General features: G+C 54.6%; 17 protein-coding genes and 1 pseudogene. 9 read left to right on the top strand and 9 right to left on the bottom strand.

Annotated features, from left to right (window positions below; genetic code table 11):
* The first annotated feature begins 264 nt into the window (after positions 1 to 264).
* The 6 genes and pseudogenes from FDX22_RS05745 to FDX22_RS05715 all read left to right on the top strand — a co-directional run bounded on the left by FDX22_RS05745 (position 265) and on the right by FDX22_RS05715 (position 6,880).
* Positions 265 to 1,263 (top strand): MsnO8 family LLM class oxidoreductase, encoded by a 999-nt coding sequence (locus FDX22_RS05745; RefSeq protein ID WP_146716846.1) that lies wholly within the window; start codon positions 265 to 267, stop codon positions 1,261 to 1,263.
* On the top strand, positions 1,263 to 2,384 hold the full coding sequence (locus FDX22_RS05740) for an amidohydrolase (protein WP_115258466.1): 1,122 nt from the start codon (positions 1,263 to 1,265) through the stop codon (positions 2,382 to 2,384). The genes FDX22_RS05745 and FDX22_RS05740 overlap by 1 nt, the downstream gene beginning before the upstream one ends.
* 25 nt (positions 2,385 to 2,409) lie before the next feature.
* A pseudogene (locus FDX22_RS29985) lies at positions 2,410 to 4,668 on the top strand (NtaA/DmoA family FMN-dependent monooxygenase).
* A 9-nt stretch (positions 4,669 to 4,677) separates the two neighbouring features.
* On the top strand, positions 4,678 to 5,187 hold the full coding sequence (locus tag FDX22_RS05725; RefSeq protein WP_115258469.1) for a GNAT family N-acetyltransferase: 510 nt from the start codon (positions 4,678 to 4,680) through the stop codon (positions 5,185 to 5,187).
* Between the two features lie 9 nt (positions 5,188 to 5,196).
* Entirely contained in the window at positions 5,197 to 6,123 is a 927-nt protein-coding gene (locus FDX22_RS05720) for an amino acid ABC transporter permease (RefSeq protein ID WP_117342809.1), read from the top strand.
* Positions 6,107 to 6,880, top strand: a complete 774-nt coding sequence (locus tag FDX22_RS05715; RefSeq protein ID WP_146716843.1) for an amino acid ABC transporter ATP-binding protein — start codon at positions 6,107 to 6,109, stop codon at positions 6,878 to 6,880. Before FDX22_RS05720 ends, FDX22_RS05715 begins: the two co-directional genes overlap by 17 nt.
* A gap of 139 nt (positions 6,881 to 7,019) precedes the next feature.
* On the opposite strand, the gene FDX22_RS05710 is transcribed toward FDX22_RS05715, so the two are convergent.
* Together FDX22_RS05710 and FDX22_RS05705 are read right to left on the bottom strand one after the other, a co-directional pair.
* Complete coding sequence (locus tag FDX22_RS05710; RefSeq protein ID WP_117342807.1) at positions 7,020 to 8,330, bottom strand: MFS transporter; 1,311 nt, start codon at positions 8,328 to 8,330, stop codon at positions 7,020 to 7,022.
* Positions 8,331 to 8,404: 74 nt separating this feature from the next.
* Complete coding sequence (locus tag FDX22_RS05705; protein WP_146716842.1) at positions 8,405 to 9,601, bottom strand: L-talarate/galactarate dehydratase; 1,197 nt, start codon at positions 9,599 to 9,601, stop codon at positions 8,405 to 8,407.
* Between the two features lie 388 nt (positions 9,602 to 9,989).
* Between FDX22_RS05705 and FDX22_RS05700 the strand changes: the two genes are divergently transcribed.
* Positions 9,990 to 10,925 carry a LacI family DNA-binding transcriptional regulator gene (locus FDX22_RS05700; RefSeq protein WP_249420988.1) on the top strand — a complete coding sequence of 312 codons (936 nt, stop codon included), beginning with the start codon at positions 9,990 to 9,992 and terminating at the stop codon, positions 10,923 to 10,925.
* Positions 10,926 to 10,947: 22 nt separating this feature from the next.
* Positions 10,948 to 11,175 (top strand): tautomerase PptA, encoded by a 228-nt coding sequence (gene pptA / locus FDX22_RS05695; protein ID WP_146716841.1) that lies wholly within the window; start codon positions 10,948 to 10,950, stop codon positions 11,173 to 11,175.
* Positions 11,176 to 11,214: 39 nt separating this feature from the next.
* On the opposite strand, the gene FDX22_RS05690 is transcribed toward pptA, so the two are convergent.
* Positions 11,215 to 13,191, bottom strand: coding sequence for an alkyl/aryl-sulfatase (locus tag FDX22_RS05690; RefSeq protein ID WP_137363323.1), 1,977 nt, complete (start codon positions 13,189 to 13,191; stop codon positions 11,215 to 11,217).
* 208 nt (positions 13,192 to 13,399) lie between these two features.
* The gene (locus FDX22_RS05685) at positions 13,400 to 13,972 is read right to left on the bottom strand and encodes a flavin reductase family protein (RefSeq protein WP_146716840.1); all 573 of its coding nucleotides are present in this window, start codon (positions 13,970 to 13,972) and stop codon (positions 13,400 to 13,402) included.
* Positions 13,973 to 14,129: 157 nt separating this feature from the next.
* On the opposite strand from FDX22_RS05685, the gene nhoA reads away from it, so the two are divergent.
* Positions 14,130 to 14,975: an N-hydroxyarylamine O-acetyltransferase gene (gene nhoA, locus FDX22_RS05680; protein WP_137363321.1), complete on the top strand. Its 846-nt coding sequence runs from the start codon at positions 14,130 to 14,132 to the stop codon at positions 14,973 to 14,975.
* 51 nt (positions 14,976 to 15,026) lie between these two features.
* On the opposite strand, the gene FDX22_RS05675 is transcribed toward nhoA, so the two are convergent.
* From FDX22_RS05675 to FDX22_RS05655, 5 genes are all read right to left on the bottom strand, one after another.
* Positions 15,027 to 15,923, bottom strand: coding sequence for a PhzF family isomerase (locus tag FDX22_RS05675; protein WP_146716839.1), 897 nt, complete (start codon positions 15,921 to 15,923; stop codon positions 15,027 to 15,029).
* A gap of 120 nt (positions 15,924 to 16,043) precedes the next feature.
* A complete protein-coding gene (narI, locus tag FDX22_RS05670; RefSeq protein WP_096757016.1) occupies positions 16,044 to 16,724 on the bottom strand; it encodes a respiratory nitrate reductase subunit gamma in 681 nt (226 codons plus the stop codon).
* Positions 16,721 to 17,416, bottom strand: a complete 696-nt coding sequence (gene narW, locus FDX22_RS05665) for a nitrate reductase molybdenum cofactor assembly chaperone (protein ID WP_146716838.1) — start codon at positions 17,414 to 17,416, stop codon at positions 16,721 to 16,723. The genes narI and narW overlap by 4 nt, the downstream gene beginning before the upstream one ends.
* Positions 17,416 to 18,960: a nitrate reductase subunit beta gene (narH, locus tag FDX22_RS05660; protein ID WP_096757018.1), complete on the bottom strand. Its 1,545-nt coding sequence runs from the start codon at positions 18,958 to 18,960 to the stop codon at positions 17,416 to 17,418. Before narH ends, narW begins: the two co-directional genes overlap by 1 nt.
* Entirely contained in the window at positions 18,957 to 22,697 is a 3,741-nt protein-coding gene (locus FDX22_RS05655) for a nitrate reductase subunit alpha (protein ID WP_146716837.1), read from the bottom strand. The genes narH and FDX22_RS05655 overlap by 4 nt, the downstream gene beginning before the upstream one ends.
* Positions 22,698 to 22,752: the final 55 nt, after the last annotated feature.

Raw genomic sequence — 22,752 nt, 5'->3', positions numbered from 1 at the left:
AATTAAATTCAGCATAAATATAGTGCGCAAAAATAAAACTACCGCAAAATGATATTGTTGGGTTTCTGGCATAAACAGTAACCCTATTATATTTTGTAGGGTATGTTTTTTCTGCTTCTTATACCTGCCCAGGAGAGACCTTACCCGTAGTAGAAGTAAGGTTGGTTAGCGATTTTTTAGCTGAGTAAATGTGGATTAAATGTTTCTGAATGGTTGTTTGATAATTTAATAATGACGACATGTTAACAATCGTGAGCCTGTAACATGTCATATCGCCTGAGTATTCTCGATAAAAGCCCCATAGGGGAAACCGAAACTGCCGCCATTGCGCTTGCCCGTACGCTACAGCTGGCACAGCAGGCAGAGGCGTGGGGATACCACCGCTTTTGGATAGCGGAGCATCACAATACGCCGCAGCTAGCCAGTCCGTCACCGGAGTTGGTGATCGCCTGGATCCTTGGCCAAACACAACGTATCCGCGTTGGCTCTGGTGGCGTTATGCTGCAACATTACAGCCCGTATAAAGTAGCGGAAAACTTCAATTTACTGGCATCACTGGCCCCAGGGCGCGTTGATCTCGGCGTGGGGAAAGCCCCAGGCGGTCTACCGCTGTCAACGCAGGCGCTCCAGCAAGGGCTACATCAGAGTGAAAAGGGCAGCTTTGCCGAGCAGCTTTCGCAGCTCGATGCCTGGCTGGCATTGACCGGGACGGAAACCGGGCACGCGGTATTTCCGACGCCGATCCCGCCCTCTCCGCCGCAAAGATTCGTGTTGGGGGCCAGCGTGCCAAGCGCACAGTTGGCGGCCGAGTCTGACTGGAATTTTATCTTTGCCGCGCACCTGAACGGTGATCCGGCGCTGCTACGCGATGTTCTGACTTACTGGCAAGCCAGCAGTGTGCGCCCGACGATTGTCGCCGTGCAGGTGATTGTGGCGAACAATCCGGAGACTGCCGCGCAATTGGCGGAGAACGTACAAATATGGGGCGTTGAGCTGGAAGATGGTCAACGCGTGACGGTGGCCAGTGAAGAGCAGGCGTTGGCATTCGCCGCACAGGCGGGTAGCGTGCCACGAAAAATTGCCCGTCGAGCGCAGGCGTTGTTGCACGGAACGGCCGAAGATGTGGCCGCAAAGCTGAACAGCCTGCACGCGCAGTACGGCATTGATGAATTTATTATCGATACCCCGCTAGCAGAAGGTCATGCGCGTCTGACATCGCTGCATTTGTTGGCGCAGGCCCATTCCGCTGTGGAGGTCGTCTGATGTCATTGGCCTCAACGCTTATCGGCTGGCGCCGTGAACTGCACCAGTATCCGGAGCTGTCCTTACAGGAGGTGGCGACTACAGCACGTATTCGCGACTGGTTGCGTGCTGCCGACGTCAACATTTTGCCCTTTGAACTGAGCACCGGTCTGGTGGCTGAGGTTGGGCGAGGAGACGATGTTATCGCCCTGCGGGCCGATATCGACGCCTTACCGATAGAAGAGAATGCCGATGTGGCGTTTCGCTCCGTTACGCCGGGGGTCATGCACGCCTGCGGACACGACGTGCATACCAGCGTCATGCTCGGTGCTGCGCTGTTGTTGAAACAGCAAGAAAGCGCATTACCGGGGCGGGTTCGTATCCTGTTTCAGCCTGCGGAAGAAAACTTTGGTGGCGCGAAAGCGTTAATCCGCGCCGGGGCGCTACAAAACGTAGCGGCGATTTTCGGTATGCACAACGAGCCTGGGTTACCGGTGGGTGAGTTTGCCACGCGTGGCGGCGCATTTTATGCCAACGTCGATCGTGTCGTGCTGCGTATCCATGGCAAAGGCGCACATGCCGCTCGGCCACATGAAGGCAAAGATGCCATTCTGCTTGCCAGCCAACTGGTGACGGTGTTGCAAGGCGTGGCCAGCCGGGAGGTTAACACGCTGGATTCAGTGGTGTTGAGCGTGACCCGTATTCAGGGCGGCAACACGTGGAACGTGCTGCCAGAATCCGTTGAGCTGGAAGGGACGCTCAGAACCCATCGCACAGTCGTTCAGCAGCAGGTCAAATCACGGGTGAATGACATCGCCGCCGGATTTGCCCACGCCTTTGGCGCACAAATTGATGTTATCTGGCACGCGGGCCCCACGGCGCTGGTCAACGATTCGCGTTGGGCAGAGATTGCCACCGAGGTGGCAAAAACCTCCGGGTACACGACGCACTATGCCGATCTGCATATGGGGGGAGAGGATTTTGCCGTCTATCTGCAAAATACGCCCGGGGCATTTGTCAGTATTGGCAGCGCCAGCGAATACGGATTACACCATCCGGGATTTAATCCTGACGAACGATTAATTGAACCCGCCGCGCAGTACTTTACGCATTTAGCGAAAACGGCATTCACACACCTTTAATTTTACCTGTTGGGTAGGGGGTACTATGGCTAAAAAAAGGCAATTACGGTTGGGCACTATTCTGCATGGTGCCTCCGGAAATATGTCAGCATGGCGTCATCCGGCAGCACTTGCCGATGCCAGTATTAATTTTGAGTTTGTCAAAGACACTGCATTAATTGCCGAGAAAGGCAAACTGGATTTTATTTTTGTTGCCGATGGTTTGTATATCAATGAGAAATCCATCCCACATTTTTTAAATCGCTTTGAACCGCTAACGGTATTGTCGGCACTGGCGAGCATCACCAACAATCTGGGACTGGTGGGCACGGTTTCAACGTCATACAGCGAACCGTTTACCACCGCGCGGCAATTTGCCAGCCTCGATCATCTCAGCCAGGGGCGCGCTGGATGGAATGTGGTGACATCGCCCCTGGAAGGTTCAGCAAAGAACTATTCTCGCGCGCAGCACCCGGAACATGCTCAACGCTACCGTATTGCCGATGAATATTTGCAGGTGGTCAAAGGATTGTGGGATTCGTGGGAAGAGGATGCGTTTACCCGCAATAAAACGAGCGGTGAATTCTTTAATCCGCAGAAACTGCATACGCTCAATCATCATGGCGATTATTTCCAGGTTGCCGGCCCTTTAAATATTTCCCGTACACCACAAGGACGGCCGATTATATTTCAGGCTGGCGCTTCTGAGGATGGCAAGAAATTAGCAGCAACACACGCTGACGCCATTTTCACCCATCAGGAATCACTGGCAGAGGCCAAAGCTTTTTATCAGGATGTGAAAAGCCAGTTGGAAATAGCGGGGCGGGGTGACGATGATCTGCATATTTTCCAGGGCATCAGCGTCATTGTGGGTGACAATGAGCAGGATGCTGAACAGCAATATCAAACCACCGCAGCGCTGGTTTCCATTAACGACGCGCTGAATTACCTCGGCCGCTATTTTGAACATCACGATTTCGCGCAATATTCCCTTGATGCGCCGTTCCCGGAGCTCGGCGATCTCGGGCAAAACAGTTTTCGCAGCACCACCGATGAAATCAAGCGCAATGCACGTGAGCGCGGGTTAACCCTGCGCCAGGCTGCGCTGGAAGCGGCCAGCCCACGCCCCCGCTTTAGCGGTACGCCGGAACAGGTGGCTGACGGCCTGCAGCAGTGGTTCGATGAGAGAGCCGCCGACGGATTTATCATTCAGGGCGGCACGCCGGACACCTTCCCACGCTTTGTTGAACAGGTGATCCCGTTACTTCAGGCGCGCGGTCTGTTCCGTCTTGACTACCCCGGCACGACTTTGCGTGCCAGCCTTGGCTTAGCGACACCTGCCAATCAATTCACACAATAAGAGACAAATACGATGCAGAAAAAATCATTACTTTTGGCGCTGTCCCTGGCTTTCAGCGCTTCCGTCTGGGCAAACGATGTCACCATCAACGGCACGGGCGTAAGCCTGGAGGCCAATAAAACGCCGATTAACACGGTGAAAAACGCGCAGGCGATCGCGCAGTTGCCCGCCAGGCTGCAGCTGGCCGTACCGGGTAAATTCACGGTGGCGATTGCCGGACTGAGCCAGCCGCCGCTGACGGTGTTTGCAGATGACAATAAAACGCTGATCGGCAGCGAGGCGGATATCGCCCGTCTGGTGGCCGACAGTCTGGGGCTGGAGCTGAACGTGGTGCCAACGTCATGGGAAGACTGGCCGTTGGGCGTAGCTTCCGGCAAATATGATGCTGCGATCAGCAATATTACCGTCACCAAAGCGCGCAAAGAAAAATTCGACTTCGCCACGTATCGTAAAGATTCACTCGGTTTTTACGTCAAAACCGGCAGTAAGTTGACCAAAATTGAACAGGCAAAAGATATCGCCGGGCTGCGCATTATTGTCGGCTCCGGGACCAACCAGGAAGCCATTCTTCTGGCATGGAATGAAGAGAACCTGAAGAAAGGGTTACCGGCGTTTACGCCAGTCTATACCAAGGATGATGCCGCCCAGACGCTGGCGCTACAGTCAGGCCGCGCCGATGCCTATTTTGGCCCTAACGTTATCGGCGCGTGGAAAGCAGCGCTCAATGGAAAAACGCAACTCGTGGGTAGCGTCGACGGTGGCTGGCCAAAGGCCGCGCATATCGCCGTAACGCTGAAAAAAGACAGCGGATTGGTACATCCGGTGCAAACCGCGCTTAACGGTGTGATCGCCAACGGTGACTACGACAAAGTCTTGAATCGCTGGGGAGAGGGGGTGGAACGCATTCCACAATCTGAAATCAACCCGGCCGGTTTAGGCGACTAAGGAGGTAACGTGAGCGATCAATTCCGCGTGGTCTCGCCGGAGGCGGCAGAACTGCAGCCGATTCTGAACGGTCTGTTTGCTGAATATGCCGCGCGCTATGGCGATTATTTTTCCCGTGATGCTGAAGTTGAATTGACCGAATGGTATCTGGCGCCGCAGGGGATCTTTGTGGTGCTGGAGCGTGACGGCGAGATTATCGCCACCGGGGCCTACAAACCTTACGACAAAGACACGGCTGAGATTAAACGCATCTGGACCCAAAGCACCCTGCGTAAGCAGGGGCTGGCGGCGCACGTGGTACAGGAACTGGAACGACGGGCGCTACTGGCGGGCTACAGCCGTATCTACCTGACGACAGGGTTTCGCCAACCGGAGGCCGTTCAGCTCTATTTGCGTCAGGGGTACGATCCACAATTTGATATTGCACGTAACCCGGAAGAGTACAGCCTGCCGCCGTTTGACGGTCGGCTGCGCTTTACCAAACTGTTGACCATCGCAGGTCAGGCAAAAATTGCCTGAGGAGAAAAAATGAAAACGACGGAAACCATCAAAGTCGTCCCGGCACGCTATCCGATGCGCACGGCAGGTGCGATAGTCGCGCTGTTTGTGCTGGCGGTGATTATCCAGTCGGTGGCGTTTAATCCGCGTTGGGAGTGGGGCGTGTTTGCCCGCTGGTTCTTCGACCCGGTGATTTTGTCCGGTCTGGGGCAAACGTTGCTGCTGACCCTTATCGGCACACTGTTGAGTGTGGTGTTCGGTGGATTGCTGGCACTGGCACGTCTCTCATCATCGTGGCTGCTGAATAGCCTGGCCTGGGGATACATCTGGCTGTTTCGCTCGCTGCCGCTGATCGTGGTGCTGATAATCTTATACAACTTCTCGTATCTGTACGACACGCTGACGATTGGCATTCCTTTCACCCACGTTCAGTGGGGCAGCTTCGCGACCATCAATGTACTGGGTCAGTTTTCTACCGCGGTAGTGGGTTTGACGCTGGTGCAAAGCGCCTATACCGCCGAGATTATTCGTGGCGGATTTCTCGGTGTCGATCACGGCCAGTATGAGGCTGCGGCAGCGCTGGGTTTACCTGCCTGGCGACGCACGCTGCGCATTATCCTGCCGCAGGCGCTGCGCACCATTTTGCCTGCCGGCTTCAATGAAATTATTAGCCTGGCGAAAGGCACGGCGATGGTTTACGTGCTGGCGATGCCGGAGCTGTTTTACACCATCCAGATGATCTACAACCGTACCCAGGAGGTGATCCCGTTGCTGATGGTTGGGGCGGTGTGGTATCTGGCGATCACCAGCGTTCTGTCTCTGATTCAACACCTGGTTGAACGCGCGCTGGCCCGCAGCGAACGGCGCTCAGCCATCAATACCACCCGCGTCAGCCGCGCAGTTAAAGGTCGCCGTCAACTTACGCCTCAGGAGGTCGTCCATGTCCCACTCGCCTGAAGGCCATATTTCCATTACTGGCGTCAGCAAGTCCTTCGGCCGCCATAAAGCGCTGGATGACGTGTCGCTGGAGATCCCGCCTGGTACGGTAACGGTTATTCTCGGGCCATCGGGTTCGGGAAAATCCACGTTACTGCGGGCCATCAACCATCTGGAGCGCGTCGATGAAGGCTTCATTCAGATCGACGGCGACTATATAGGTTATCGCCGTCAGGGAGACAAACTGTATGAACTGAAAGAGGCAGACATTCTGCGCCAGCGCATTAACGTGGGTTATGTGTTTCAGAACTTTAATCTCTTCCCACACTTAACGGTACTGGAGAACCTGATTGAAGCGCCAGTGGCTCACGGACTCGCGTCACGGAAATCCGCTACCGAGCGGGCATTAACCCTGCTGGATGCGGTAGGTTTGCGGCATAAAGCCGATGCCTGGTCACGACACTTATCTGGCGGGCAGCAACAGCGTATCGCCATCGCTCGTGCGCTGGCGTTGAACCCGCGTGTGATGCTGTTTGATGAACCGACATCCGCGCTTGATCCTGAACTGGTGGGCGAAGTGCTGGATGTCATTAAAGCCCTGGCAAAGTCCGGTACCACGTTAGTGGTGGTGACGCACGAGATTGGTTTTGCCCGGGAGGTGGCGGATCAGGTAGTGTTTATGGTTGATGGTAAAATCGTCGAGCAGGGCAGCAGCGAGCAGGTACTGAATCATCCGCGTCATACGCGCACGCAGCAGTTTTTGTCGAAGGTGCTGTGAACCGGGGCGCGCTATGTGCCGCGGGAAAATGGCTAACCTCGATGCAGCGAGCGCTGAGCAAATCCTAGCCGTAAAAAAACGCTGTTCCGCAGGAGTGCAAGTCCCGGAACAGCGGGCGAAATATCGCCATACGGTTAAATCACGCGACGGACGGCGTCAGGGTAATCCGATCCAACGGTCCGACAACAAACAGATACGAACACAGCCCAATCAGCCCCATCGAGCCGACGTATAAAATGGCGTAATCAAACGACTGGGTATTGGCAAGGATGACGCCGATAACCAGTGGGGTGATGATACTGGCCATGTTGCCGCACATATTGAACACACCTCCGGCAATGCCCAACACTTCTTTTGGTGAGGTATCGCTGAGTACGCACCAGCCCAGATTGCCAAAACCTTTGGCGAAAAATGCCAGGCTCATGGCGGCAATCACCACAAATTCTGAAGAGGTGTAGTTGGCGATAACAATCACGCAGGAAAGCAGCATCCCGCAGATGACCGGCAGCTTGCGGGCAACCGTCAGGCTGTAGCCGCGTTTCAATAACCAGTCAGAGAATACGCCACCTAACAATCCACCGATAAAACCGGCAATCGCAGGAATACTGGCGACAAACCCGACCTTGAGAATCGACATTCCCTTAGCCTGGTACAGATAAGTCGGAAACCAGGTCAGGAAGAACCAGGTAATGGATGTGACACAGAACTGCCCGATATAAACACCGATCATCATCCTGTTGACGCAAACGCTTTTAATCTGCGCAAAGGTGATTTTTTGTGGTTCTTTCTTATTTCCCAACGATGGTTCGCCACCGCCATTACGAATGTAGTCAAGTTCCTGCTGGTTAACTTTCGGGTGATGCATAGGATCTCTGATCTTAACCAGCCAGAATATACCCAGAATAACGCCAATTGCCCCGATATAATAAAAGACAAAATGCCAGCTCAAATTATGCAATATGATGGTCATCAGCGGCGTAATAATGCCTAGCGAGATATATTGCGCTGCCTGATAAACCGAGGTGACAAACCCGCGCTCGTTATTAGGAAACCACTGTACACTCAGGCGACTGTTGGCGGGGAAGGCGGGGGCTTCGATAGCGCCCATCATCAGACGTAAGATAATCAATACGATCAGCGGACTGGCGTACAGATAAATGGTGCCCTGAAACATGGTCACCAGCGACCAGCCGATCAGCGCGCAGCCGTACACCAGGCGAGAGCCGTAGCGGTCCAGTAACCAGCCGCCTGGCAATTGCATAATGACGTATGAAATACCAAATGCAGAAAAGGCCAGCCCCATTGCTTCAGGGTCAAAACCCAACTCTTTACTCATAATCGGTGCGACAACGGATAACGTTGCACGATCGGCATAATTAAATACGGTGGCCAGAAACAGAAATATCAAAATACTGTAACGCACTTTAGTGCGCTTTATTATTGTGTTCATCACCCACTCCTGTTATTAGGTTTGAGAGCGTTTCTGTAGGGAAAGAGGGCGGGTATTATTCCCCGCCAGATACGTTAAGGGCGCTTGCCAAATTCACAGCTTAACTGCGTCCAGCGGCGTGCCTGTTCGCTAATACTGAATCCCAGACCATGGCGATCTGAAACCCACATCCGACCATCGCGCAGTTCCAGTTGTTCATTGAATAACGGGTTCAGCCATTCAAAATGCTCCAGCCACGGTTCAAGTGGGTAAGCGGCGGACAGATGCAGGTGCACTTCCATGGCAAAGTGTGGAGCCAGCTTGCGCCCGTGTTTTGCCGCCAGGTCCATAATTTTAAGGAATGGAGAAATACCGCCCACGCGTGGGGCGTCGGGCTGCACAAAATCACTGGCGTTGCCGAGGATCAACTGCTCGTGCTCGCGGAAACTGGTCAGCATTTCGCCGGTGGCAATCGGTGTATCAAGCGCAGCAGCCAGTTGAGCGTGGCCTTCAATGTCATAGGCATCCAGCGGCTCTTCAATCCAGATCAGATTGAACTGTTCCATTTTGCGTCCCATGCGAATGGCGGTTTCCCGATCCCACTGCTGATTGGCGTCAACCATCAGCGGGAAGTCATCGCCCAGCGCTTCACGCACCGCGGTTAAGCGACGAATATCTTCGGCGCAGTTTGGCTGACCGACTTTCAGTTTGATGCCGCCAATGCCGTTTTCGCGGGAGATAACCACGTTTTTCAGCACCTGATCCAGCGGCGTATGCAGGAATCCTCCGGAGGTGTTATAGCACTGAACGGAGTCGCGATGTGCGCCCAGCAGTTTTGCCAGCGGCAGGCCCGCGCGCTTGGCCTTCATATCCCACAGGGCGATGTCGAGAGGGGAGATGGCCTGGACCGCCATCCCGCTGCGGCCAACGGAAGCGCCGGCCCACAGCAATTTGGTGTAGATCTTGTCTATATCGTTCGGATCTTCGCCAAGCAGATTATCGGCGATCTCTTTGGCATGCGCATAAATACCCTGACCGCCTGCGCGCTTCGAGTAGCTAAATCCCACCCCTTCAAATCCGTCACGGCTACGGATCTCAGCGATGATAATGGCGACTTCAGTTAACGGTTTCTGGCGACCGGTGAGCACTTTGGCATCGCTTACTGGCGTTGCCAGCGGCAGAAAGGCTAAAGACAGTTTTACCCACTCAATACGGTCGCCTGTTTCAGCCGATGTTTTTGCGTTGGCCGTTTTGGCATAAGTTACGGCATCGGAATTCGCACTTAGTGACATCTTGTTCTCTCCAGGTAGCTATGAAATGATTGCGCTAACATTTTTAATGGTGGCGCAATCATTACACCAGTAAATTGCTTCTGATTTGAACAATCGATCACAAATGCTGAGATGGCAGGGGCTATTTTTATAAACAGCATCACATTCCAATGCATTGTGTGAAAATGCACAAATCATTATGATGGCGCTAACATTTTACAAGGTGTTATTTCACTAAGCTGCTGTTTTCTCTGCGTTATGCACCAGGGATGCTGGCAATGGCTGAAATCATGATGAATAATGCACAAATCCATTGGCGATTTTTACAAAGGCATCAACCGTGAAAAATTCCAGACCTCCCCGCGCACCAACGCTGGAAGATGTTGCCCGCACCGCGGGATTATCGCCAATGACCGTAAGCAGGGCGCTGAATACCCCGCAAATGGTGCGCCCGAAAACAGTAGAAAAGGTGATGCAGGCCGTTCGCGCCACCGGGTATATTCCCAACGCACTGGCGGGGGGATTGGCCTCACGCCGCAGCAAACTGATTGCGGTAGTGGTCCCACAAATTAACAACAATATGTTTGTCGATACCATTCAGTCGTTGAGCGACGAACTGGCTGAACGTGGGTATCACATCTTGCTGTGCGTGGCTGGGTATACGCAGCAAACCGAAGCCGAGCTGGTAGCGACGCTGCTTTCTCGTCGACCGGACGGCGTGGTGCTCACGGGTATCCACCACACCGTTGAGCTGAAAAAAGTGATCCTCAACGCCGCCATTCCGGTGGTGGAAATCTGGGATTTGACGCCAACCCCCATCGATATGCTGGTGGGGTTCTCGCACGAAAAAGTTGGGCAGGCGGTGGCTGATTATCTCCTTGCAAAAGGTTATCGTCGCCCGGGCCTGTTATGGACCGCCGATCGCCGCGCAGGTCAGCGTAAACACGGACTCTGTGATGTGTTGAGTCGCCATGGCATTACCACGGTGCCGCAGGTGGATGTGCCGCTTCCGGCTTCGCTGGCGTTGGGACGCAGTGGCTTGACGCAGCTTTTTGCCGACAGCGAATTTGATGTGATTGTCTGTAGCTCGGATACCCTCGCGCAGGGGGCAATTATGGAGGCGGAAAGCCGTGGTTTGGCGGTACCACACGATTTAGCAGTGGTGGGCTTTGGCGATCTTGATTTTGCCGCTAGCAATCGCCCGGCAATTACCACCGTCAGCGTAGACCGCCGCGCCATTGGACAGCGTGCCGCCTCGCTGCTCGCCGACAGAATTGAGCACATTCCTCGTGAAGACGATATTATCGATGTCGGATTTCATCTTATCGTACGCGAGTCCGCGTAAAGACAATAATAAGGAACCTGCTATGCCGCACGTTGATATTAAATGTTTTCCCCGCGATTTGAATGACAAACAAAAATCCGCGCTGGCGGCGGAGATTACCGAGGTGATCGTTCGCCATCTGCAAAGTAAAGACAGCTCGGTGAGCGTCGCGCTCAATGAGGTTGACCCAAAAGCCTGGCAGCAGGTGTGGGATAGGGAAATCGCACCGCACATGGATACGCTGATTAAAAAACCGGGTTACAGTATGTGAGAGAAAACGGGCGGATAATCCGCCCGTTGTACGTTATGTTTAAGGGGTAACGATATTGAACCAGAACTCGAATTTATCCATGTAGCCCAGCATAGAATCAAGTTTAGCGCCGTCACCGGTCACCTTCACATCGCCACTCTGTTCAGCCTGTTTCAGCGTCACTTCCTTAAGGATGATTTTGTTCAACGTGTCACGGTTGAGCGTGATAGTTGCGTCTGCGTCTTTGGCTTCAGAATTGGCGGTGTGGTTTAGCACGCCGTTTTCCAGCTCCAGCTTGTATTTACCGCCGTCGCTACCGAGGTCGATGTTGAATACTGATTTCGCGTCGCCCGCTTTCTGCCCGTTAATATGCACGGCCAGATAGTCAAAGAACATTTCTGGCGTCATCGCGCGGACGGTATCCGGGCTGGCGGTATTCGGGGTTGGCCCTTTGATCACGCCGTTACGCAATTCTTGTGCGCCGGTGAGATAGAAGTTACGCCACGGTCCGGATTCAGCCTGGTAGCCTAATTGTTCCAGCGCATCGGCTTCCAGATTACGCGCAGCCTGGTTGTTCGGATCGGCAAACACCACTTTGCTCACGACCTGCGCCACCCAGCGGTAGTTACCCTGGTCATAGTCGGCTTTCGCTTTTTGCAAAATAGCATCGGCACCGCCCATATAGTCGACGAATTTCTTCGCGGCTTCTTCGGGCGGTAATTCATCAAGCGTTGCCGGGTTGCCGTCAAACCAGCCGAGATACAGCACGTAGGTGGCTTTCACATCGTGGCTAACAGAGCCATAGTAGCCCCGGTTGGCCCAGGTATGTGCCAGCGAGTCCGGCAGTTTAAAGTTCGCGGCGATCTCGTCACGGGTCAGACCTTCGTTGGCCATACGTAACGTTTGATCGTTGATGTAACGGTACAAGTCACGCTGGCTTTTCAGCAGTGTCATGACCTTGTCGTTACCCCAGGTTGGCCAGTGGTGCTGCGCCATCAGGATTTCCGCTTTGTCCCCCCAGCGCACAATTGCTTCGTTGATGTATTTGGACCACGGCAGCGGTTCGCGAATTTTAGCGCCGCGCAGCGAGTAGGTGTTGTGCAGGGTATGGGTGACATCTTCGGCAGATTCAATCAGCTTTTTCTCTTCGATGTACCACAGCATTTCCGACGGGGCTTCAGAGCCTGGTGCCAACATGAAATCATAGGTCAGACCGTCGATAACTTCTTTTTGCCCATCTTTCTCAATGATATTGGTGGGTGCAATCAGAGTAACCGTGCCCGCAGAGGTGGTGGTGCCGAGTCCCGCGCCGACCTGGCCTTTGGCGTCCGGTTTTAGCAGGTTACCGTACATATAGCTGGCGCGACGGCTCATGACGTTACCGGCCATGATATTTTCTGCCACCGCGGCTTCCATAAAGCCAGCTGGCGCATAAATCTTCACCTTGCCCGCTTTCACGTCGGCTTCATCAACAACGCCGCGTACGCCGCCATAATGGTCAACGTGGCTGTGGGTGTAAATTACCGCTACAACCGGTTTGTTACCCCGGTTTTTAAAGTAAAGATCCATCCCTACTTTAGCTGTTTCAGCAGAGACCAGCGGATCAACCACGGTGATGCCTTCTTTACCTTCGATAATCGTCATGTTCGACAAATCGAGGTTACGGATCTGGTAGACGCCATCCGTTACTTCAAACAGTCCGCTGATGTTGATTAGCTGAGCCTGTCGCCACAGGCTTGGGTTAACCGAATCCGGTGATTTATCACCTTCTTTAATAAAGGCGTACTGTTGCGGGTTCCAGACCACGTTACCTTGCTCACCTTTAATCACCTCCTGAGGAATCGGGGCGATAAAGCCTTTATGGGCGTCAGTAAAGTCGGTGTTATCAGAGAAGGGCAGTTGATTGTATAGCGCATTGTTGGCCTGTTGCGTGGCGGCAGTGGCGTCTTTTGGCGCTTCAGCAGCCATAACAGGGACGGCAAACGATGTTAATAACCCAGCCAGGAGTAAACTTTGTGCGATTCTATTAAGTTGCATCGTAAATCCTCTCAGAGACTTCAGGACGTGCGGTGTCTACGGATAGCGTTTTGGTTAAATATTTGAATTAGAGCAAACTTAACTATAATTCACATGAATGAATCGGCAAGGTCACGGTGGCTGTTTTATCCAATTGTTTTTTTTGGAAGTTTTAAGAAAAAGTAGAATAAAAAAACGTGGATGACAGGGGGGCTGTCATCCGTTCCGATCACTCACCTGCAGTAATGCGTTTTCCGCTGGTGATAAAGGTGCCCGCACCGAGATGATGCAGGGTGTTGAGTTTGTCATCATCGAACTGCCAGCGTCCGTCGACAAAGACGCGATCGTCCGCTGCAGCGGAAACAACCTGGCCGAACAGGGTGTCATACTTCTCTTGCGCAGATGTTGTAGGCAGCAGGCGACACTCCATCCACGCCAGGCATTTAGCCTCTATCAGCGGTAAGCCCAGCACCGGGCCTTTGACTACCGGAATACCGTAGCAGTTAAATTTATCTTCCACGCGACCAGAAACGCTGCCCACCGCGTAGGTCCAGTTAGTTGCCGCCACGCCGGGAATGACAATGCCAAACATGCCGCTACGTTCAATGAGTTCACGCGACCAGGCGGTCTTATCCACCACAATGGCAATACGCGGCGGGTCAAACTCAACGGGCATGGACCACGCCGCCGCCATCACATTTCGCCGCTGCGTATTTTCATCACGACTGGTTATCAAGACCGTTGGACCGTGATTTAACAGTCGGCTGGCATGGTGTAATTCAACCGGACGGAAATGACTCATGGTGGATCCTCAGTTGAGTGGATAATGCGCACAATTAATATAGATATTAACGGGATTAGCGATTTTGTCGCCCGGCATACGGCGAGAGCGCACAAAATCGACGGCGGAAAATGAAAAATGCGTTATAAGTACAACATTCAACGCACAGGGATCCGGTATGACGCCTTTTTTAACCGCTTATTTTTCCCGTATTGGCTGGTCAGGTACGGCTAACGTCAACATTGACACTTTGCAGGCGCTGCATTTACTGCACAACGGTGCGATTCCGTTTGAAAATCTCGATGTGCTGCTGCCGCGAGAAATGCAGCTCGACGAGCAGTCGCTGGAAGAGAAACTGGTGGGCGCGCGTCGCGGCGGCTATTGCTTTGAGCAGAATGGGGTATTTGAGCGTGCGCTGCGGGAGATTGGCTTTACCGTGCGCAGTTTACTTGGGCGGGTGGTGCTGGCAAATCCGCCCAGCTTGCCGCCGCGCACGCATCGACTGTTACTGGTCGAATTGCAAGGTGAAGCGTGGATTGCCGATGTTGGTTTTGGCGGACAAACGCTAACCGCGCCGATTCGTCTGCAGGCCGACATTGAACAGCAGACACCGCACGGTGAATATCGGCTGATTCGGGAAGACGAGGACTGGATCCTGCAGTTCCGTCATCATGAGCACTGGCAATCGATGTACCACTTCGATCTGGTCACTCAGCATCAGAGCGATCATCTGATAGGTAACTTCTGGTCCGCGCATTGGCCACAGTCGCATTTTCGCCATCACTTGCTGATGTGTCGTCATCTGCCAGACGGCGGTAAGCTGACCCTGACCAACTTCCATTTTACGCACTATGAAGCGGGCCATGCGGTAGAGCAGATTAACTTACCTGACGTCGCGAGCCTGTATGCCCTGTTACAGGACCGCTTTGGTCTGGGAGTTGATGATGCCAAACACGGCTTTACCGAGGCGGAACTGGCAACGGTGATGGCGGCGTTTGATACGCATCCGGAGGCGGGTAAATAGGGTGATGATTTGCCGGATAGCGACGCGATGCGTCTTATCCGGCCTACCGACTCAATTAAAATCTATCGCCCATTCGGCATGAAACAGGATCACCGCCGCACCGGTAATCGTCACTTTTTGCGGCTGATTGTCCTGGATTGCCACCGTCACCTCGACAATGCCGTCGCGTCCCAGCGCACGGCCTTGATGCCCCTGAACATGCAAGATTTTTCCGTCATGAGCCATTAGGTTGTGGTGCACCAGCCATGCGCCCATTGGACCATTGGCATTGCCGGTGACCGGATCCTCCACAATGCCAATCGCCGGTGAAAACATCCGACCATCAGTGGCATTTTCCCCTGGTCGAATCTGAAACGGGAAGAAGCCGTTGCAGCCAATGTGCTGGCTGATCGCGATTAATGCCGACAGGTCCGGGGACAGGGCGTCGAGGTCGACCTCCGGTTTCAACGGGATCATCACTTTCGAATGTCCGGTCGAGGCAATCTGGAGCGGTAGTTCCGGCAGTATATCGTCTTCGGTCAGATGCAGGGCGGCGATGATGGCTGCACGCGTGGGTCCCTCCAGCGGCGGCTCAAAAGTCGGCGTACCCTGTTCCAGACTGATGCGATAGCCGTTATCTTCAGCATGAATATCAACGCGGTGACGCCCGGCCAACGACGTTTGCCAGACGGTCGTAGTGCCCAGTCCAAGCACGCTGGCGCGAACATAGTGTGCGGCGACGGTGGCGTGCCCACAGATAGGTACTTCGACCGTTGGCGTGAAATAGCGAATACGCACGTCACTGTCGTCGCTGGTGAGCAGAAAAGCGGTTTCAGAATGACGCAGTTCACGCGCAATCAGCTGCATCTGCGCCTCACTCAGTCCGTCAGCATGCAGCACAACGCCTGCGGAATTGCCGCGAAACGGGTGTGGAGTAAAGGCATCGACGTGGTAAACCTGTGGTTTCATTGGCGTTCTCCCTGGAGTGGAGAAGCATCATAACGTGCAAAATGCTGGATGGCGACGCCCTGCGTCTTATCCGGCCTACGGAATCTCCCTGTAGGCCGGATTTGGCAATACAACGCGAATTTATCGGCGAGAACGGACGATCTGGTTACGACGGGTGAAATATTCGACCGGCGCGCTCCACACGTGGACCAGACGAGTGAACGGGAACAGCAGGAAGATGGTCATCCCCAGAACCAGATGGACGCGGAAAATTAGCGCCACGCCATCCAGATGCGCAGACGCGCCGCCCTGGAAGGTCACCACCGACTGCGCCCAGCCCACCAGTTTCAGCATTTCACTGCCGTCCGGATGTTGTGCTGAGAACGGAATGGTGGTCAGACCGAGGATACACTGAACCAGCAGAACACACAGGATCAGAATATCAGCGGTAGAGGATGTCGCGCGAATTCGCGAATTCGTCAGACGACGAACCAGCAAACCCGCGCCGCCGACCAGCGTCAGCACGCCGCAAATCCCGCCCGCAATCATCGCCATTTGCTGCTTCACTGCGATAGGCAGGAACCAGGCGTACATCCAGTGCGGGGTTAACATGCCAAACAGATGGCCGAAGAAAATCCCCAAAATGCCGATGTGGAACAGGTTTGACCACAACACCATGCCGCGTTTGTCCAGCATCTGACTGGAGGAGGCGCGCCAGGTGTACTGGCCGTAGTCGTAGCGTAGCCAGCTGCCGAGGATAAACACTGTCCCACACAGATACGGGTAGATGTCGTAAAAAAAGACGTTCAGGTACTGTATCATTTCGGGCCTCCCGAGCTGACGTCAACATACTGTGGCGCCACGTCCTGGCTAAAGCGCCGTTGGTAGCTTTGCAACGGTGAACTGTTACAGGCGGTGGCGTTATCCTCAATGAACTTCACCTGTTCCTCTTCCCATACAGCGTCGAGCGCCTGGCGGGTATCGTCACGGGTTTCTGCGCCGACCTGTTTCGTGACACTGTCACTTGAAAGCGGACTGCCCGCCAGCATGAGAAGGGCGTCAAACAGCTGATACCATGGGGTATCACGCTGCTTTAAGCGCCCGCCAAGCAGCGCCAGGATCGGCGCGACATTTTGCAATCCCTCTTTAGCCTCTGCCTCCGGCAGCACGCTCAAATACTCCAGATACAGCGGCAGGTGATCAGGCAGCTCACGGCAGGCGAGCTGTAACCCGACCTTTTCGTACTGTGCCAGCAGGTCAACCATCGCCTGACCGCGATCGCGTGATTCCGCATGAACATGTTCAAACAGCAGCAGCGAGGTGGCGCGCCCCCGGTCAAACACCTCGCACCATTCGGCTTGCTTATCCAGCAGCGGGGCACTTAACAATTCGCGGGTGAACTCGCTCAGCATCGGTGCATCACTGGCGACCAGCGCCAGCGCATCGTCCTTACATTCCCACAGCAATTCATCCGGATACTCCATCAACAGCCCGATAACCTTGAGGATCTGCATTATTCACCCTCCGCTTTATCGCGCACTTCGGTGATGTCGATAGCATCAATGCGGCTGCTGTTGAACAGGTTGAATTTGGTATCTGAACCGTGGCAGCCATCGCCGAAGGTAAAGCCGCAGCCGTTTTTCTCCGGGAAGGCATCACGGGCCATTTCGCGGTGGCTGGTCGGGATCACGAAGCGGTCTTCGTAGTTGGCAATCGCCAGATAGCGATACATCTCTTCGACCTGCTCCACGCTCAACCCGACTTCATCGATGGCGCGGGTATCGGTGACACCTTCAACGGTTTGCGAGCGCATGTAGTGACGCATCGCCATCATACGTTTCAGCGCGCGCAGCACCGGGCCGGTATCGCCCGCGCTGAGCATGTTGGCGAGGTACTGCACCGGAATACGCAGCGATTCTACCGCGGGCAGGATATTGCCATTGTGCGGCAGGCCACCGGCGTCGGCGATCGACTGAATCGGTGACAACGGCGGCACATACCAGACCATTGGCAGGGTGCGATACTCCGGATGCAGCGGCAGAGCCAGCTTCCAGTCCATTGCCATTTTGTAGACCGGCGAGCGCTGGGCAGCGTCAATCACGTTTTGCGGAATACCCTGTTTCAGCGCTTCTTCAATGACCGCTGGATCGTTCGGGTTGAGGAACACGTCGCACTGGCGCTCGTAGAGATCGGTTTCATGCTCGGTGCTGGCCGCTTCTTCAATGCGGTCGGCGTCGTACAGCAGGACGCCGAGATAGCGAATGCGTCCGACGCAGGTTTCTGAACACACCGTCGGCTGGCCGGATTCAATGCGCGGATAGCAGAAAATACATTTTTCCGACTTGCCGCTCTTCCAGTTAAAGTAGATTTTCTTATACGGGCAACCGCTGATACACAAACGCCAGCCGCGGCATTTATCCTGGTCGATCAACACAATGCCGTCTTCTTCACGCTTGTAGATGGCACCGCTCGGGCAGGTCGCCACACAGCTCGGGTTCAGGCAGTGTTCACACAGGCGCGGCAGATACATCATGAAGGTGTTTTCGAACTGGCCGTACATCTCCTTTTGCATCTTCTCGAAGTTACGGTCGCGTGCGCGCTTAGAAAACTCGCCGCCGAGCAGTTCTTCCCAGTTTGGCCCCCAGATAATCTTGTCCATCCGTTTGCCATCAATCAGCGAACGCGGACGGGCGGTGGGCTGATGTTTGCCTTCCGGTGCGCTATGCAGATGCTGGTAATCGTAGGTGAACGGCTCGTAGTAATCATCGATTTGCGGGATCACCGGGTTGGCAAAAATTTTGGTGATCACGCCCATCTTGCCGCCCAGGCGCGGTCTGATTTTACCGTTAACGTCGCGGATCCAGCCGCCTTGCCATTCTTCCTGATCTTCCCAGTTTTTGGGGTAACCAATCCCCGGTTTGGTTTCGACGTTGTTAAACCATGCGTATTCCATACCTTCACGTCCGGTCCAGACGTTTTTACAGGTGACGGAGCAGGTGTGGCAGCCGATGCACTTATCCAGATTAAGAACCATGCCTACCTGTGAGCGTATTTTCATTTTTTCGCCTCCTGTACCTGATCGCGACCTTCATCATCCAGCCAGTCAATATTTTTCATTTTTCTAATCATGATGAACTCATCGCGGTTAGAGCCGACGGTGCCATAGTAGTTAAAGCTGTAGGACAGCTGTGCATAGCCGCCGATCATGTGCGTCGGTTTCGGACACACGCGGGTCACTGAGTTGTGAATACCACCTCGCATGCCGGTAACTTCAGAACCGGGGATATTCATGATTCGCTCCTGCGCGTGATACATCATGGTCATTCCCGGCGGTACACGCTGGCTGACCACCGCACGGGCGGTCAACGCGCCGTTGGCATTGAAGGCTTCGATCCAGTCGTTATCCTCGATCCCCAGCTCTTTGGCGTCGGTTTCACTGATCCAGACAATCGGCCCGCCGCGCGACAGCGTCAGCATCAGCAGGTTTTCGCTGTACGTGGAGTGGATGCCCCATTTCTGGTGCGGCGTCAGGAAATTCAGCGCTTTTTCCGGGAAGCCGTTCGGTGGAACCTCACGCATTTCCGTCACGCTACGGGTATCGATTGGCGGTCGATAAGCCACCAGGCTTTCGCCAAAGGCACGCATCCACGCGTGATCCTGATACAACTGCTGGCGACCGGACAGGGTGCGCCATGGGATCAGTTCGTGTACGTTGGTATAGCCGGCGTTGTAGGAGACATGCTCGCTTTCAAGACCCGACCAGGTGGGGCTGGAGATGATTTTGCGCGGCTGTGCCTGAATATCGCGAAAACGAATCTTCTCGTCTTCTTTGTTCAGAGCCAGATGCGTGTGATCACGCCCGGTCATCGCCCCCAGGGCTTGCCAGGCTTTCACCGCCACCTGACCGTTGGTTTCCGGTGCCAGCGCGAGGATCACTTCAGAGGCGTCCAACGCGGTGTCGATCATCGGTCGGCCTTTCGCTGGGCCTTCACGCTTGGTGTAGTTCAGCTTACCGAGGAAATCGACTTCAGCCTGGGTGTTCCACGAGATGCCTTTCCCGCCGTTACCCAGTTTATCCATTAGCGGACCGAGCGAGGTAAAGCGTTCGTAAGTGGCGGGGTAGTCGCGTTCGACAACCGTAATATTGGGCGCCGTTTTACCGGCAATGAGGTCACATTCACCCTTGCGCCAGTCCTGAATATCAAACGGCTGCGACAGCTCTGCCGGAGAGTCATGCTGGAGCGGTTGCAGCACCACATCGGTTTCCTGGCCCAGATGCCCCACGCAGACCTCGGAGAACACTTTGGCAATGCCCTTGTAAATCTCCCAGTCGCTTTTGGATTCCCAGGCCGGATCAACCGCCGCTGACAGGGGGTGAATAAACGGATGCATATCCGAGGTATTCATGTCGTCTTTTTCATACCAGGTGGCGGTCGGCAACACGATATCGGAGAACAGGCAGGTGCTGGACATACGGAAATCAAGCGTGACCAGCAGGTCAAGCTTGCCTTCGATGGCCGCCGTTTGCCATTCCACCTCTTCAGGTTTAATGCCCTCGCTTTCGCCCAGCGCTTCACCCTGAATACCGCTTTCGGTACCCAGCAAATATTTGAGCATGTATTCATGCCCTTTGCCGGAGGAGCCAAGCAGGTTCGAACGCCAGACAAACAGGTTACGCGGGTGGTTACTGCCGTTGTCCGGTTGCTCACAGGCCATGCGGATATCACCGGACTTCAGCGCCTGCGCGGTGTATTCCGCTGGAGATAATCCCGCCTGTTCCGCTCGGGCTTTAACGGTTAATGGGTTCAGGTTGAGCTGTGGGGCAGAAGGCAGCCAGCCCATACGCTCGGCACGGACGTTGAAATCGATCAGATGTCCGGTAAATTTCGACGCGTCGGCCAGCGGAGAGAGCAACTCCTGGGCGGTGACTTTTTCATAGCGCCACTGGCTGGAATGGTTGTAGAAAAACGAGGTGCTGTTCATCTGACGCGGAGGGCGGTTCCAGTCCAGCGCAAAGGCCAACGGTAACCAGCCGGTCTGCGGGCGCAGTTTTTCCTGTCCGACATAGTGCGCCCAGCCGCCGCCGCTTTGACCGACACAGCCACAGAACACCAGGATGTTAATCATCCCACGGTAGTTCATGTCCATGTGGTACCAGTGGTTGACGCCTGCCCCGAGGATGATCATCGAACGACCATGGGTTTTGTGCGCGGTATCGGCAAATTCACGGGCAATTTGTTCGATATGACGGCGAGGCACGCCGGTGATTTGTTCGCCCCAGGCCGGGGTGTAGGCTTTAATCTCACTGTAATCACGGGCCGCGAGGTCATCATCGAGTCCGCGATCGAGCCCGTAATTCGCCAGGACTAAATCGTAAACGCTGACCACCGGACAACGGCGGCCATCAGCGAGGGTAAGGTGCTTAACCGGTAGTTTACGCACCAGCACCGGCTCCTGCTTCACGCTGCGAAAATGCGGATTTTCGTTACCACCAAAATAGGGGAACGCCACACCCGCCACCTCATCATGCTGGCCGAGTAACGACAGGGACAGTTCTGTTTCCGTGCCGGCAGCCAGCGACTCGAGGTTCCATTTGCCTTTTTCGCCCCAGCGAAAACCAATAGAACCATTCGGTACCACCAGTTCACCGGCGCTGTTGAAGGCCACGGTTTTCCATTCAGGGTTATTACTTTCACCCAGTCCGTCGACGAGGTCCGAGGCGCGCATCATCCGTCCTGGTACAAAGCTACCGTCTTCCCGGGCATCCAGCAGCACCAGCATCGGCATATCGGTATAACGGCGGCAATAGTTGATGAAGTAGTCGCTGGGCTTATCAAGATGGAATTCTTTGAGGATAACGTGACCCATGGCCATCGCCAGCGCGCTGTCAGTGCCTTGCTTCGGTGCCAGCCACTGATCGCACAGCTTGGCAACTTCCGAGTAGTCCGGCGTAATAGCGATGGTCTTGGTGCCTTTATAGCGGACTTCGGTAAAGAAGTGAGCATCTGGCGTACGGGTCTGCGGAACGTTTGAGCCCCAGGCAATGATATAGCTGGAGTTATACCAGTCAGCGGATTCCGGCACGTCAGTCTGCTCGCCCCAGGTCATAGGCGAGGCCGGAGGCAAGTCACAGTACCAGTCATAGAAGCTCAGGCAGGTGCCGCCGAGTAGCGACAGATAGCGTGTCCCCGCTGCGTAGGAGACCATCGACATGGCAGGGATGGGGGAGAATCCGGCTACGCGATCCGGGCCGTAGGTTTTCACCGTCCAGACGTTAGCGGCGGCGATCAGTTGATTTAATTCTTTCCAGTTGGAACGGATAAATCCGCCACGTCCGCGTACCTGTTTGTAGCTCTGGCACTTTTGCGGATCGTGCATAATGGATTCCCACGCCAGCACCGGGTCGGGCTGGCGGGAAAGGGCGTCGCGCCACAGTTCGACCAGGCGTTTACGCACCAGCGGGTATTTCAGGCGGTTGGCGCTGTAAAGATACCAGGAATAGCTGGCACCGCGCGGGCATCCGCGAGGTTCATGGTTGGGCAGGTCCGGGCGGGTGCGTGGATAGTCAGTTTGCTGGGTTTCCCAGGTGACCAGGCCGTTTTTAACGTAGATTTTCCAGCTGCATGAGCCGGTACAGTTGACGCCGTGGGTCGAGCGGACAATTTTATCGAACTGCCAGCGTTGACGATAGCTGTCTTCCCAATCCCTATTGGTGTGCATGACTTGCCCGTGCCCGTCGGCAAACGTATCGCCCTTTTGTTTAAAGTAACGAAAGCGATCCAACAGTTTACTCATGACATTTCTCCTGCTCCTAATGGACGCTGCCTACGATCTGCAGGCCAAATAGTTG

It is taken from the genome of Citrobacter sp. TBCS-14, assembly GCF_005280805.1.
In the GTDB taxonomy this organism is placed as follows: domain Bacteria; phylum Pseudomonadota; class Gammaproteobacteria; order Enterobacterales; family Enterobacteriaceae; genus Citrobacter; species Citrobacter gillenii.
The sequence above is the reverse complement of the archived record's forward strand: the minus strand, read 5'-3'. Positions and strand labels throughout refer to the sequence as shown.

Coding starts and splice junctions, on each gene's coding strand:
- FDX22_RS05745 (WP_146716846.1), top strand. CDS start 265: ATGTCATATCGCCTGAGTATTCTCGATAAAAGCCCCATAGGGGAAACC.
- FDX22_RS05740 (WP_115258466.1), top strand. CDS start 1,263: ATGTCATTGGCCTCAACGCTTATCGGCTGGCGCCGTGAACTGCACCAG.
- FDX22_RS05720 (WP_117342809.1), top strand. CDS start 5,197: ATGAAAACGACGGAAACCATCAAAGTCGTCCCGGCACGCTATCCGATG.
- FDX22_RS05715 (WP_146716843.1), top strand. CDS start 6,107: ATGTCCCACTCGCCTGAAGGCCATATTTCCATTACTGGCGTCAGCAAG.
- FDX22_RS05710 (WP_117342807.1), bottom strand. CDS start 8,330: ATGAACACAATAATAAAGCGCACTAAAGTGCGTTACAGTATTTTGATA.
- FDX22_RS05705 (WP_146716842.1), bottom strand. CDS start 9,601: ATGTCACTAAGTGCGAATTCCGATGCCGTAACTTATGCCAAAACGGCC.
- FDX22_RS05700 (WP_249420988.1), top strand. CDS start 9,990: ATGACCGTAAGCAGGGCGCTGAATACCCCGCAAATGGTGCGCCCGAAA.
- pptA (WP_146716841.1), top strand. CDS start 10,948: ATGCCGCACGTTGATATTAAATGTTTTCCCCGCGATTTGAATGACAAA.
- FDX22_RS05690 (WP_137363323.1), bottom strand. CDS start 13,191: ATGCAACTTAATAGAATCGCACAAAGTTTACTCCTGGCTGGGTTATTA.
- FDX22_RS05685 (WP_146716840.1), bottom strand. CDS start 13,972: ATGAGTCATTTCCGTCCGGTTGAATTACACCATGCCAGCCGACTGTTA.
- nhoA (WP_137363321.1), top strand. CDS start 14,130: ATGACGCCTTTTTTAACCGCTTATTTTTCCCGTATTGGCTGGTCAGGT.
- FDX22_RS05675 (WP_146716839.1), bottom strand. CDS start 15,923: ATGAAACCACAGGTTTACCACGTCGATGCCTTTACTCCACACCCGTTT.
- narI (WP_096757016.1), bottom strand. CDS start 16,724: ATGATACAGTACCTGAACGTCTTTTTTTACGACATCTACCCGTATCTG.
- narW (WP_146716838.1), bottom strand. CDS start 17,416: ATGCAGATCCTCAAGGTTATCGGGCTGTTGATGGAGTATCCGGATGAA.
- narH (WP_096757018.1), bottom strand. CDS start 18,960: ATGAAAATACGCTCACAGGTAGGCATGGTTCTTAATCTGGATAAGTGC.
- FDX22_RS05655 (WP_146716837.1), bottom strand. CDS start 22,697: ATGAGTAAACTGTTGGATCGCTTTCGTTACTTTAAACAAAAGGGCGAT.